The organism is Faecalicatena contorta (assembly GCF_021531895.1).
In the GTDB taxonomy this organism is placed as follows: Bacteria; Bacillota; Clostridia; order Lachnospirales; family Lachnospiraceae; genus JAFBIX01.
The window spans coordinates 64,251-78,239 of the sequence record NZ_JAFBIX010000014.1 but is presented as its reverse complement, the minus strand read 5'-3'; the positions used below and the strand labels follow the sequence as shown (position 1 = coordinate 78,239).

Below are 13,989 nucleotides of genomic sequence, written 5' to 3'. Positions count from 1 at the left end.
CCTCTTTGATTCTTTATACATTCCAAATTTCATAGCCCTGTCGTCTGGCCGAGTCGTACACCGGTTGCATATTTTTCTGCAAAATATGATAAAACTCTTCTTTCGTATTTCCCGGTCGGTATAACTCCTGTCCCGCCCAGATAGAATGCAGATTATCCTTATAGCAGGCTTCGAAACGTTTATGTAACGCTTCTCTTTCATGGATTAGTGTATACATGCTGTACTGATTCTCTGCAAAAACTAGGAAAAACGGATCCCATTGGGGAAGCTTATTACTTTTCGAAGAATTCAGTGAGGAATCCATCGGCATCAAATTCCAAAGTTCATCGTTCATGACAAAGGACCACGGAATAAAATGATCCACGTCGTACTGCTTTACATTAATCGGATTACCGGTAAAGACGTCACGTACTTCATGTACATCCAAAATACCTTCCCAAAGTTTCCGTACATTATTCAGCTTACGCATCTTCTCATCCATCGGTGCTAGCTTGTAAATAAGCCCCGGAACTTCCGGATTATTATTCTGCAGCCATTTTACTTTCTCATACTGGATCCAACCCAGAATATTTACTGTATTGTCCTGGATCATCTTCATCCATTCCGAATTAAAATGAACTTCCTTTTTAAGCCTACTTCTATCACCAAATGTATAGGGCAAACGAGTTACCGTACTATCGATCCGCTTGATGTACTCCGTCAGCCTACGGATACTTCCCCAGGGAACTTCCTCCGCACTCTTCGAAAAAAATCCTGCCAAGGCACGTCCCGGAACCATGTTAGTCAGCTGCTCCTTGGCTTTCTTCAATTCTTCATTATTCTCTCGAATCGCATTCTTAATTTCCACTTTCGATGCATTCGCCGGCAAATCACTCAGTTCTGTCAATGTGAGTATCGCTCGCTCCAATCCGTCCCTTACAAGCCCATCTGACTGTATTCCACTAAGATGAATATGAAATTCCCTTACCGAATACCAGGCATTGCAAATCATCTCATCAATGATTGTATCAAAGGTTGTATCCTGAATACCTTCCGAAATAAGGTCTACAATTGCCTCCAGCCAGTAGAATTTGTAGCAGTAGGAAGGGTCCTTCATCATCTGAGAAAAGCTTTCAATATCCAGGGTGTTATGATATTCTCCGTTAATATTTAGAGAATATCCGATTTGCGAAGTATTAAATTGAGCCATTTCTCATCCCCCCTTCCCGGTCTGACATCCCCAGTGATCCAATGATCTTCTATCATAAGTTCCGGGATATCTTGAATGAATTCCCGAAAAGTATCTTCTGTAAAATCTGTAAAATAGCGACCATTTCTCTCCCCCTCGAAATCACTATATTTGAAGGAGGTATAGATTACGCCTGCGCTCTTAAGTGCAGCACACATCTTGCGAATAACCGGAAATAATTCCTTTTTTGGCAAATGCAGGATAGAAGAACAGGCCCAGATACCATCATATTTATTAATATCATCAAGTTCCTGAAACAGCATTTCTTTTACCTCTATACCGGTAAAAGCACTGGCTAATCTGCAAAGTTCTGCAGAGCCATCGGTTGCGGTTACATGGTAACCCTTTTCCATGAAGTATTTTGTGTCACGACCAGAACCGCAGCCAAAATCAAGGATAAATGATTGGGGATCCAAGAGTTGAAGAAACTTATCCTGAGTCAGATGCATGTCCACGTTCCGGGTATTCTCTATGAAGTTTTTGGCATTCTGATTGTAGTAATCAATTATTCCTTCCATCTAAAACACTCCCTGCCCAATCAGTGCTAGTCTGTCCAAGCCAGTTCCTGCATCGAAGTATATAAAACAACATAAGCAGGGAGTCCGCTACCCCCTTTCCTTTTTTAGATTCCATCTCGTATCTTTGAATACGCATATGGCATCGCACTTAAAATCATTTTATCCGATATCGCAATACAGCCACGTGGAATATTACTATTATTTTTAGTCCACATTGCAGGATAAATATACAATCCGACTTTTTTATTTCCTTTTTCTATCCACATCTTTTCAGTCGAAGACTTTATAACAAAGTCTGCATCCAATAGAGCGGTTTCTTTTATTCCTGAAACGATTCTCAACTGTTTATCAAATGGTATTTCTGTTGGAAGTTGTTCTGCCGTACACCAATCAAGTAACTGTTTTGCCGCATGTCTATCTAATCTATTATGAACTCTTTGATTCCAATAATGCTTTAAACAATCGTGACATGCCGTTGTACAATTAGTCTTGCATTGCAATACTTTGTAAGTTTCCTGTACTAATTCTGGTATCTTATCAGTAAGCATAGAACTGTAGCCTGCTCCACTAGAAAGACTATCAAATAAGAAGATATCGACATATACCCTATCATCTGTATATCGTAATCGATATCCACCCTTTAGGTCATTAAACTCTACATCAAGCAGTGACCCTGCTGCTAAGACCATTGCCTCCGATAAACTTAATGCAGCATTATCAATCCACAACTCTTCTTGTCGTGTATTAACGTTTTTCGGATCCAATTCAATTTCAATCAGCATCATATCCGTCAAAAATTGATGTCCCAAAAAAGCATGTGTTATTCTATCACTAGGATGCGAACACTTTACCATACGCCCATATGGATGTCGATAAGGCTGTGGTATCTTTTGAAGACCAATTTCATCATCCCCTGGTACTGCAGCTCCACAATCTTCACAAATTGTAAAACCTGTGCTATCAGGCCCTTGATTCATTATAGTTAACGGTTGATCCATAAGTCTACCGTAACGCATATGTGCGAACCGGGATTCTTTAAACATTTGTTCATCACTAATAGGCGATGCATAACTAGGTAATTCTGCATACGACATTTCAGCCTCAGCTTCGGCCTCGCGAATACTAGTTCCACCGATTGGTGCAAATCCCCACGGCTTCACCATTTGTTTGCATTTGATGGATTCCTGCCTACAAAATGGGCAAACTTTCCCTGGATCTTTTTCTCCAACCCAGTTACATGATTGATTCTCGCAATAAAATATCCATTTATGATATTCTTTGTTTTCAAAGTATTTTCTTGCCGGATGTTCTTTTCCATCTTCACTAAATTTAGAGTGAAAACTATAAATTCCACCCGACTTATATGTCTTTTTATTTACAACGATGAGACGACCAGGCGCATATTCACTAATTGCCATATCCAGCGATCGGTCAGGTTCCTGTTCAACTTTGTCGCCTTTGCTGTTTTCTATGCTGAATCCGACAACATTTCTTGGGAATGAATATGTAGGAAAAATACCTTCTTCTAATAAAACATCTAGTAATTTTTTCTCATTATTGTTCGAATCATAATAATCATCTTCAAATTCAACAACCTTTTGGGTTAATGCCTCAATTGCAGTTATCAATTCTTCTTTTTGAGATTTGACATAACTCCTCAACCCTTCTGGCACTAATGTTTTTAATTCAGCCTCTGAAAGATTTTTGGTTTTAATATACTCAAAGAATTCTAACTCATAATCTTTTGAAAAAGCAATAATTCCTATGTCATTTGCAGAAACATTATACCTCTGCAAAAAGTCAGCAAAATAAATTACATTAAGGTGTCTATACAAGAGTTTACGATTATCAGTATCTATTGATGGATATCTCGGATCTCCTGCAATAATTTTCTCAGGATTATTGAAATAATAACTATCATGGGGACCATTGTCCGTATAGGTAACAATAGTTGAAATAGCTGATCCTCTTCGGCCGGCACGTCCAGCTCGCTGTTGATAATTTTCACGCATCGGTGGTATATTTCTCAATCCGACAGCCGTCAATGATCCAATATCGATACCGACCTCCATTGTCGTTGTACAACTAAGAACATCTACTGGCCCTTTGTCATCAATATACACATTTTGAAACCTAAGTTCATATTCCTCAGTCGTCGACCACATATCTATTCTCTGATCCTTATGTGATAACTGTGCAGTATGCTCCTCTGTATTGATACGTGTCATCAATGCATCTTTTTTTCCTTCGATAGCATCAAGAATAGGTTGTCTCCAAAATTCCAAGCCTTTGAACTCGTTTTCTGTCATGACCTTGGGCTCGCCTTCGCAACACCATGCACATTTTCCCCACAGAGTATACGGAAAAACTCGTCCACAACTTGGACATTTATACCATTCTCTTTTGTCATCAAATCGTAATGCAATTGCGTGTGGATTCAAATATACATTCTCATTATCATCGCTTCCTTTTTGTGCGAATTTGACAAATTGTTTATAAAGCAATTTTTGCTGCTCATCATTGATGCCATTATCATTTAAAAGCTTTTTAAAACGATTTGGTAACTTTCCTTCCGGATCAATCCCAAAACGAGGTACATTTGTTAAACTTCTTCGCACATTACGATTTATATCGTAATCATAAGCATAACTATCAGTTAATACTTCTGCTGCCCATGCTGTAAATAATGCAAAAAATTGCTCTTCATCTAAATTGATTTTAGAATTTTCAATCTCATCTAATACTTCGTCAATAAGCATATAATTGCAAGGTTCTACCCAACACAATCCCAAATCTGTAAACGATCTGAAATTGCTACACAATATTTTTAGCAAATATCTTGAATACAAATCTGGTACTGTTGCAAATTTCTGATCTTTTAATTCTTTATAGTCAATCTTGCTATATCTTCTTCCTCTCCTTGCCTGTTTTGCATATCTCTCTAATGTTGATCTCATTACTTCAAGATGGTTATGCAGATCTTCTTCATCCGTACCATAGAAGAATCTCAATCTATGATCCAATGCAACTTTTAAGAAGGACACATATAACAAATCCATACTTGGTGCTTTGTCATTTTTTTCTGCCCACTCTTCGAGTTCCTTGGCAGCAACCGTTAAGGCTTTTCTCATCGCATCCTCATCCGCTACAGATGTTAATTCCTTAGCTAATGTTGCCGCTCTCTGTCTACTATCTGAAAACAATAACACTTTTCTTCCAGCATTTGGTGTCAATTCCAGTTTGGCTTCATCCGTAATAACAGGTGGCTGAATCATTAACTGTTCTGATACCAAATGGAAGAATGGTTCATTACCTTTAGTTGAGAAATCACTTACTTTTAAATGCATCTTTTGACATCTTGGACAAGTAGCAAATGTCATTTTGTTCGGCTCATCCTTTGGGGACTTAGTACTATATGCAACATGTATGTAGTTTTTTTCACCAGCATGGGAATCATCTTCCTCGATTCTTCCCGCTAAAGCATTTAGCCATCCCACTCTGTAATCCTTTTTAGGCAGAAATACTACATTGTTCGGAATGACATAATAATGAATCTCTTTAAAATTATTTCCAGATATTGCACCCTTTTTATTCCAAATAAATCTATCTTCCGGATAATCTAAGTCCATATATCCTCTTAAAAAAAGAGCTCCACATGTTCTATCATTCAACAACTCATATACTTTTCCGCCACACTCACAAATATCTGGATGATTACCAATATATATTTTCCCAAGTGGTAAATTTGTAACGTGTTTTTTTGCATGACAATTAGGATTAGAGCAAGCATAAATGCCTCTAATCCCTCTGAACATCATGTGCAAACGTGATGGAAACAACACTTGTCCCTCTTTGTTTTTCGCCAACGGCGCAACAGATAGTAGTACACTTGTTGCTTTTTTTGCCACTGTAGAATTTGCATCAGGAAATACTTTCTTAGCCAGCTCGTCAAAAGCTATTGCGTTTCCACGACAGTTTTTCATAATTGACAGGAGTGGTTTGATTTTTACTAATTCCTTATATAACCAGTTTTCAACTTGCTTTTCATCTGAAAAATCACATGAATCGACATCTAATTTAGCCAGTTTACCAAACTGTCTTATCCCCGTCATTCTTGATTTGCCGTGTAATAAATCAATATCAAACTGAGCTAGTAATTCAGCATCTAACTTAATGGAAGAATGATTGTCAATTATCTCCTGGCTTCCTCTTATAATAGCAATATTTGAACTATCATTATCATCCATAGCTGTTAAATCCGCGATGAATTGCTTTACTTTGTTCTCCTCGTTCTTAGGAATACTTGCACTAGTTAAAATAAATTGAATCTTCTTTCTATCAACACCCAGTTTATTGATAAAACGGCGAATTAATAATGCTACTTCTCCGCCTGAAGCACCTCTGTACATATGTGCCTCATCTATGATAAACAACAACTTATTCTCATCATCTGCTTTTAACCATTCAGATGTATCTTTCCATATGCTTTGTTCTTCCTGACGCATTAACATATATTCAAGCATAGAATAGTTAGTAATCAAGATGTCTGGGGTATGTTGTTGCATTTCAAATCGAGTGATCATTTCAGCATCTTTGTCATTTGTTATATGCTTCTGCTCTAATAATCCATCTATAAAATGCTCCAGGTCATGTTTCGCTGGATATTTTCCCATCTTTTTTAATTGATCAACGGTTTCTTGATCTCGGTCAATCAAATTCGCCTGTAATGTAGCCGCTAATGCTTTATCCTGCTGGTACTTTATCTCTCCAGCATAAGGTGTTCGTCCAGTGTACATACCAAACTGTGGACGTCTGTTTTCTTTGGTATAGTCTACAAACAGGTTATAGAATGCATCTGTGCCTATCATTTTTCTTAATCTACCAAGCTGATCTGATACCAATGCATTCATAGGATATAACATCATTGCACGAACGCCTCGCTTTGACCAAGATTCTGCGCTCATTTTTGCTTCTCTTACCAGTTTACTTATCATTGGCCACATAAAACATTCTGTTTTACCAGAACCGGTTCCTGTGGCAACAAATAAGTCCTTGCCACTATAAAAAGCCTCTAAAGCTTCGATCTGATGAGAATATGGATTTTGGTAGACACCTAACCCACACTCTATCATCTCACCAAGTATTTCTTTTACATCTTCAGGTATGCTCTTACTTTTACTTATCCCGCTAATTACTGAGACATATGCTGGATTCGCTTCTATATACGGCTCTTTCCACATAACGCCCTGTAACTCCAGCTCATCCTTGCATAAATTTCTCAACTCATCATTCTTTCCAAAATAGGCTGTTTCTATATATTCAATCAACCGACCTTTTAATGCCTTATGAGTATTTTCGATACTATATTCATCCATAACTTATTGCTCCTCAATTTTCATTCCAAGGTTTACTTCCAATGTGTGCTTGATATTGGGCCACACTTCTACTGGAACAATATAATTTAATTTATCCATATAATAACGTAAAGGCCAACAATACGTCTCCATAAGAATTTCTTCCTTTATTGGCAAACGACACATCAATTTTAATTCAACAACATCGCCTCTAGTTTTATATTTAACAACAGCTTTATTATTGCACATCATTCGCAAACCCAATATAATACGTCGTTCTTCTTTTGTTTCACTTAATAATTCCTGAAGCTGAGAATTTAACCATTCTCCCTCTTTATTCTTTTTGAACAAGTAGTATTCATGAAGTCCATTATAAAGTGAGATTCGACCCAAATGATAATCCATTCCATTTGGAGGGAAATCCACCCAAGACTTATAGGGAGCTTTTTTACTATATGCATCAAAGAACTCAAATTTATCAATATCCTTTACAGTATTCCAAATTGCTGTTTTCAGAATCCATGCCATATATTGTTCTAAGGAAAATTCATCATAATCTTTTTTTACAGCTTCCGTTTTGACAATTTTTGTAATTCCAACATATTTAATTTGATTAGAAATACTGTCCACCGAAGTTCCAATCACTCTATCAAAACGATCATTTATGTTAATTCTCTCAGTTGATGGTATCGTCAAATCATGCGATGGAAGGAACTCAAAATATTCTCCAGCCAATAGCATACGATCTCTAATTTCTTTTACTGGAGCATCGAATTCATGAACCCCTTTTTCATCTTCTAAAAACCATTGTTGCAACGCAGGGGAAGATCCGATAAATGAACGCAATACTTCTATTCCCCTGCGAAGTATATATGCTTTACTTTTACAGAAATAATCGTCCGTCACCTCATCAAAAACCGTAAAGCGCATCCATTCAGCAAGTGCTGAATAGATCAATCGACATTCATAATATGTAGTTAGTTCTCCTTCATACGTATTAACTTTCAAATCTTTTCTCAACTGAGCCATTAATTCAGAATTCATTTATCTAAACCTTCATCCATTATATTAAGTCTTTCAGCAATACTTGATTTTCCTTTTCCTCTTCTAGATTGCTAAGGAAAAATCTTATAGTTTCTTTTGCTAACCCTGACACCTTTCCCCCATTTTCTAGTGCTTTATATATCTCAATGAATTTAGTCACTTCCAAAGCCAAACTTTTTGTCAAATATCCTTCCCTATACAACTTTGAAAAATGTTTCTTATAGATTTTTTTGCACTCTTCTATATTAATGTCAGGCAAATTATCTTGATAAATCTGATTACTGAGCAATATTGGTTCACTAGATTCTAGAGTGATTTTTTCTTCGAAACAAAATGGAATAGCATATTGCAAATAAGCTTTTGAAAGCATATCCAACGTAGCCTTTTCTGCGTAACTAAATATCACTATCGTACCGGGACAACCATGATAAATCGAAGCTATAACTTTATCATCAAAGCGATCGATCAGACCTTCTACAAGAATTGTAATTTCGGGCCTATTATTAATAAAATCGATGACTTCTTTTATTGTATATTTACCATCACTAAGATCAATTGTTGTGACACATTTTCCATCAGTAAGTGCAGATATAGAATCACCTATTTTTCTTGCAGAAAAAGAATCAATAAGCATCACCTTACCTAAACTCTGAGCAGTTAATACAAGCTTTGCTATTTCATATGGATCCTCGAAATACCTGCCAATATTTTCTTTCAAATCCATCAACATATCTTCAAGTTCTTCGGCCGGATCTATATAATCTCCATTTTTAATTGGGGTTCCCTCATGCACAAGCAATTCATTCACATTCTCATGAATTGTTTGTGTTCTTACACCTAATTCCATCTGAGAAGAAGAAAAGGCATTTTCAGCAAACTTGGATTTAAGTAATGCATCCAAACTCATCTGAATTGCGTGTTCTTCAAATTGCTGAAAATAATGATCTATATATGCTTGCAAAACAGATTTTCTTGATTCTAAGGATTCAATCTCTGATTGCAAAACACTTTCTTTTTCAGATAAACTTCTAGCACGCGATTCAAGATTCTGTATATCTTCCGATAATGTTTGTTTCCTTGTTTCGTATTCCGCTTTTAATCTTTCTGTTTGTTCCTCAATCTCAACCAGTAAACGATTCTTCTTTTCTTGATATTCACACTCCAATTGATTGTTGCTTTCATGATATTGTTCTTCTTGTCTTACCTTTTTCTGCTCATACTCCTCATCAAGAGTTCTCATTCTTTGGACGTGTTTCTTATCAGTTTCTCGTTCCCATATTTCTTCCAAAGAATCTTTTTTCCCTTGTATCAAATCACTCAAGCTTCTTATCTCTTGTTGCAGATCCTTTATCTCTTTGGAATGCTTCTTTTTTAACTGTTCTATTTCGACTTGATGTTCTTGTGTCGACTGTTCAATTCTATTTTCATAATCAGCAACCATTTGAACATTGTTTTCTTGTTGCTCGACGCAATATTCAATTCGTGTTTGTTCCGTTGCATCTAATTCGTCACCAACCAATTTAAGCATTATCCAAAAGTATGATAAATCACATGATTTATCAACATCTTTTCTGTACGTCCAATACAAAGATGCGTAACTTTCCGGAACATCATGAGACAATGCGTTTCCTATTTCATTTTCCTTCAGATAATCCTCAAAATGACGTCTAGTATCACATAAATACTTTGATATGATTTCGGTATACTTAACGTCCTGTTTTTTCATAAGCGTTAGAACCATTGCTGGCAACATTTTTTGTACGAGTGGAGATTTTGCATCCATTCTTCCCAATCTTTTTATTTGCTGAGAATACATTTTTTGATTACTCTTTAATGGGATTAAAAGAAGATTAGTACTCATATGCTGAACAACGACTTTAATCTCTTCTTCATCCAATGATTCCAATATTTTTTCATCCAAACTCATTTATAATTCCTCCAAAATCTTAAGGACTGGAACTGGAATTTCATCCTTTTTCAAAAGTTTCTTTATTTCAGCTGAGTTTTCAAATTTTTTATGTAACTTCACCTGATACTTATATGGTATTTTTATTTTTTTTGTATGCGTATAGAATAGAATTGCTTTCAATAGCTCTTCTTCACTTAATCCATTCTCACAATTTGGCGCCTCATCAACATTAAACTCAAATGCGAAATACACAGTTTGATTACTGATAATAATAAGCCAATCTTGATTTGCTATATTTTCAAGTATGATTTCTTTAACACGTTTTTTATACGTTGCTTCTCCACTTCTTTTTAAATATATGTAGTCGAATTCATATGGAAGCATGATTTTAACATCCTCTTCACTATTGTCCAAATCAATACTCTCATATCCTCTTGATTTCATTTCTTGATTTAATTCCAAACTTATGCACTTTTCATTTATCTGGAAATCATGTTTCAAAATATCAACTCCACCAGACACATATTTTCTATCTATGCTAATATAGGTGTCTGAGAATGTTATTAATACTTTTGCTACTCTATCTTTTAAATCCACCTGTTCTGGTATTGCATTGATTCCTCGATATATATACATTTTCGGATCATCATTTCCCGATTCTACCCGTCCGTAAATCCATCTATTATTATTTTTCGTAATGTATCCATTCTCTGTCTTTAGACAAGGCGGCCAAATAGGGATAAATTCCGGTTGTTTTTCTAACAAATGTACTTTTAGCGACTCCCTTAAATATGTGGTAAGTCTAGAGAATTCTGAATCGCTTATCGATGAATCAAATTTTCCTTGAAACACACTGTATTTACTATCTTTCAGGATCAAATTACCTACTCTCTTCATTTTGATTCCTGAAATATAACTAGGAAGACTCGCACTTCTTCTAATCCAATAATACTCAATATCTGTAGAAACCGTGTCACCATGTCTTATTTTCTTTCCACCAAGACCTGTTACAGAAAACAATGCTCCATCGTAGGAGAAACCATCAGCTTCATCTGACCAATAACTCAAAATACTAGCCGAACAATTCTGTGGCTCGTATTTCAAATGGTATTTAGCCTGTCCTAACGGTATATGCAATATAGGAATTAATGTTGTCTCACCATCAATGAAACGTTCACGAGTAATTCTATATTTTTGCTCTGTACCGATGATATGAAAGAACATTTTGTTTTTTTCAGCTTGTTCAAGCACGCTTTTCGGCAAAGTTCTAAACCCCATAAACAGCCTAAAATCACCATTATCATCTTTTCTTAGATATAGTGGCAATCCTATTCTTTCGTACACTGATTGCGTTGGCATTCCATCAACTCTACGATCACATTGAGCTGACACATCTGTTTTTTTATAATGAGCAAAATGATTTGAATACCTGCTTCCTGTAAGATGAACTAATTCACCACATTCAGGACAAATGAATCTTCCTTGAGAATATGATCTTGCTCTAGAGTATTCATCTGCATTTGCTTCTCTCTGTTTTCCTCGCGCGTAACAATCGATAGCAGTTTTCATACATCAACATTCCTTTATTATTAATCTCCGGAATTAAACTCAACTAACTTTTCCCAGTCTATACTTCCATCTTCCTTACAAAAATCAGTTGCAAATTCTCTCAACAAACGATTTGCTGCTTTGTTATAACTTTCCTTATACGATGCAACGTACTGTTCTGGCATTGTTCCCATAAACGTAATTATTTTTTTATAGAATTCTTCATCTCCGGTTAATTCTGCCCAAAATTTCTTTCCAGCAAGTTCCTGATACATCTTTGGCTTACCACGTCCACTTTCTTTTTTCTTTCCGTAGCAGTAACCAATATATGCCTCATATCTTGCTTTAGCCTGTTGTGCCAATTTTGATGCTGCCGTAAAATTTTGTTCTTGACGTTTTTTACTATCAGCATTGAATACAGAGGGCCCACTTTTAACAGCCACAGCATAGATGACATTATTTTCATTGTCTTGAATCATAAGATCGATTCCTTCTGCGAGCGCTTTATTTCCACCACTCGCAGCTATAGCTATAGGCTCAAAAAAACAATTTCCAAAAATAGTTTCTTCGCTAGATGAAACAAATGCGCTTAAAACAGATTCCACTATCTCTGATGCACTCTCCATAGCTTTAGCTCGATACAGATATGGATTTTTTCTTTTCATAACCTTCTTAATATCTAAACCATCAATTTTCACAATCAATGATCCATAAAAATTTTCCAATGCCTCTGCAATAGCCTTTGTAACCGCCTGTTCATCATATGTATTATTAATTGCCATTCTGAGTTCCTCCTATTTCAATTGCCTCCTTAATCTTACTATGTACTCTAGTTCCTCTAAAACGCTTAGTAGGAACAACTGCCGAATTTTCTGCAGTAGAAAGAATAGCTCGTCCTATCGCCTCTGCCAATCCAACAGGTACCGCATTACCAATTTGTCTATATTTTGCAGATGTGTTTCCAACAAACTTCCATTCATCAGGAAACTCTTGGATTCTTGCATATTCTTTTACCGTTAAAGTACGGTCTTTAACCGGATGACACAACATTGTTGCTTTTTGTCCTGGTGACGTTGTTACAGTCGGAGATGGTTGGTTATAAGCTAGTCTTCTATAAAATCCAACTTTTCCTCCCCCCGACTTATATGCTCCTCCCATCGCTTCAGGAATTATCTCTTTTGGTAAATCTTTCCAGTTTCCACCTTCAGGAACCATCTGCAAATATCTTTTTCTATCTGCACTCAGTGTTGCACATTCTGTATCATCTTCTTCAATATCTTTTATTACATCCCCTATAGTTCGCCAACGATAATTTTTGTTCTGATGCTTTTGAAAATGTGTTGGATAAGGCAAAAAGATATCTTCATAATCTCTACTACCAATCAAAACAAATCGTTCCCGAAATTGTGGAACACCATAGTTTACAGCATCTAATACTCCGTACACCGTTTTATATCCTAACTTTTCAAATTCGGACAATATTACTTCTAGTACAGTTCCTAATTTTTGTTCAGGGTCTTTTTCATCTTTTTCTGCTGACGAAACATGCTTTAAACGTGCAGACATAATGCCCTTCACATTTTCCATAACAAAAAACCTAGGGCGAATATAATCTATCATTCTTATAAAATCCATGAATAAACTTCCCCTGGGATCATTTATTCCGAGACGTTTTCCAGCCGTTGAAAAAGGCTGGCACGGCGGACCACCACAAATCATAAATGGCTCTCCTCGATGAAGCCCCGTCATTTCTAGAATAGTTTCTGGGTTAATTTCTCTAATATCTCCGCCTAAAACGTTATGTCCATTTGCCTTCATTGTCTCCACACAAGCTACGTCAAAATCCTGCCCTATGACAACATTGAGTCCTGCTTTTGACATTCCAATATCTAGTCCCATTGCTCCAGAGAATAGTGATATTACATCTCTATTATCCTTATACATTTTTCTTGCATTAGTAATATCAAAATCACTCATTAAACACTTTCTCCATTTTCTAAAATAAATTTTCTTTCAAATTCAGTTCCTGTAACTTCCGCAATTAATTCCAAATCTGCCACGGTAAAACTTTCTCTTCTTAATTTAGCATTAAAGTTCTGTGGAGATGTCCCAATCCTTCTTGCCAACTCTGAGACACTTATGCTTTGCCGCACACATAAGATGCGTATTTGTTCGGAAATTGTCATAATGGTACCTCTTTCAATAATCAACTTTTTTTTTCTTTTTTAAACTTATAATTTTAAACATCACACTATTATTATATACCATACTCACATAATGGTCTATCAAAAAGGAAAAAGGAAATTTGAAAACTTGAAAATTGTAAAACGATACGGACTTACAGTTTGTAAACTTCTTTCTATTTATGCATCGCATCAGAATATATGT

9 protein-coding genes are annotated in these 13,989 nt (G+C 36.1%); all 9 read right to left on the bottom strand.

All coding sequences use genetic code 11. From position 1 onward, the window contains the following. Nucleotides 1–13: 13 nt before the first annotated feature. The 9 genes from JQM81_RS07130 to JQM81_RS07090 all read right to left on the bottom strand — a co-directional run bounded on the left by JQM81_RS07130 (nucleotide 14) and on the right by JQM81_RS07090 (nucleotide 13,787). Nucleotides 14–1,189, bottom strand: coding sequence for an HNH endonuclease domain-containing protein (locus tag JQM81_RS07130; protein ID WP_235232830.1), 1,176 nt, complete (start codon nucleotides 1,187–1,189; stop codon nucleotides 14–16). Next, nucleotides 1,150–1,746, bottom strand: a complete 597-nt coding sequence (locus tag JQM81_RS07125; RefSeq protein ID WP_235232829.1) for a class I SAM-dependent methyltransferase — start codon at nucleotides 1,744–1,746, stop codon at nucleotides 1,150–1,152. The genes JQM81_RS07130 and JQM81_RS07125 overlap by 40 nt, the downstream gene beginning before the upstream one ends. A 104-nt stretch (nucleotides 1,747–1,850) precedes the next feature. After that, nucleotides 1,851–7,121 (bottom strand): DEAD/DEAH box helicase, encoded by a 5,271-nt coding sequence (locus JQM81_RS07120; RefSeq protein ID WP_235232828.1) that lies wholly within the window; start codon nucleotides 7,119–7,121, stop codon nucleotides 1,851–1,853. Nucleotides 7,122–7,124: 3 nt separating this feature from the next. Then, nucleotides 7,125–8,144 carry a hypothetical protein gene (locus JQM81_RS07115; RefSeq protein WP_235232827.1) on the bottom strand — a complete coding sequence of 340 codons (1,020 nt, stop codon included), beginning with the start codon at nucleotides 8,142–8,144 and terminating at the stop codon, nucleotides 7,125–7,127. A gap of 19 nt (nucleotides 8,145–8,163) precedes the next feature. Continuing rightward, nucleotides 8,164–10,071, bottom strand: a complete 1,908-nt coding sequence (locus JQM81_RS07110; protein ID WP_235232826.1) for a hypothetical protein — start codon at nucleotides 10,069–10,071, stop codon at nucleotides 8,164–8,166. Beyond that, nucleotides 10,072–11,622, bottom strand: a complete 1,551-nt coding sequence (locus JQM81_RS07105; protein WP_235232825.1) for a hypothetical protein — start codon at nucleotides 11,620–11,622, stop codon at nucleotides 10,072–10,074. It abuts the gene before it with no gap. A gap of 20 nt (nucleotides 11,623–11,642) precedes the next feature. After that, nucleotides 11,643–12,383 (bottom strand): PmeII family type II restriction endonuclease, encoded by a 741-nt coding sequence (locus JQM81_RS07100; RefSeq protein ID WP_235232824.1) that lies wholly within the window; start codon nucleotides 12,381–12,383, stop codon nucleotides 11,643–11,645. After that, nucleotides 12,373–13,578, bottom strand: a complete 1,206-nt coding sequence (locus tag JQM81_RS07095; RefSeq protein WP_235232823.1) for a DNA cytosine methyltransferase — start codon at nucleotides 13,576–13,578, stop codon at nucleotides 12,373–12,375. Before JQM81_RS07095 ends, JQM81_RS07100 begins: the two co-directional genes overlap by 11 nt. Next, on the bottom strand, nucleotides 13,578–13,787 hold the full coding sequence (locus JQM81_RS07090) for a phage regulatory CII family protein (protein WP_235232822.1): 210 nt from the start codon (nucleotides 13,785–13,787) through the stop codon (nucleotides 13,578–13,580). Before JQM81_RS07090 ends, JQM81_RS07095 begins: the two co-directional genes overlap by 1 nt. Nucleotides 13,788–13,989: the final 202 nt, after the last annotated feature.

Bases quoted from the DNA above. Each gene is read 5' to 3' on its own strand.
- JQM81_RS07120 (WP_235232828.1), bottom strand. From the start codon at position 7,121: ATGGATGAATATAGTATCGAAAATACTCATAAGGCATTAAAAGGTCGG.
- JQM81_RS07105 (WP_235232825.1), bottom strand. From the start codon at position 11,622: ATGAAAACTGCTATCGATTGTTACGCGCGAGGAAAACAGAGAGAAGCA.
- JQM81_RS07090 (WP_235232822.1), bottom strand. From the start codon at position 13,787: ATGACAATTTCCGAACAAATACGCATCTTATGTGTGCGGCAAAGCATA.
- JQM81_RS07115 (WP_235232827.1), bottom strand. From the start codon at position 8,144: ATGAATTCTGAATTAATGGCTCAGTTGAGAAAAGATTTGAAAGTTAAT.
- JQM81_RS07110 (WP_235232826.1), bottom strand. From the start codon at position 10,071: ATGAGTTTGGATGAAAAAATATTGGAATCATTGGATGAAGAAGAGATT.
- JQM81_RS07095 (WP_235232823.1), bottom strand. From the start codon at position 13,578: ATGAGTGATTTTGATATTACTAATGCAAGAAAAATGTATAAGGATAAT.
- JQM81_RS07100 (WP_235232824.1), bottom strand. From the start codon at position 12,383: ATGGCAATTAATAATACATATGATGAACAGGCGGTTACAAAGGCTATT.
- JQM81_RS07130 (WP_235232830.1), bottom strand. From the start codon at position 1,189: ATGGCTCAATTTAATACTTCGCAAATCGGATATTCTCTAAATATTAAC.
- JQM81_RS07125 (WP_235232829.1), bottom strand. From the start codon at position 1,746: ATGGAAGGAATAATTGATTACTACAATCAGAATGCCAAAAACTTCATA.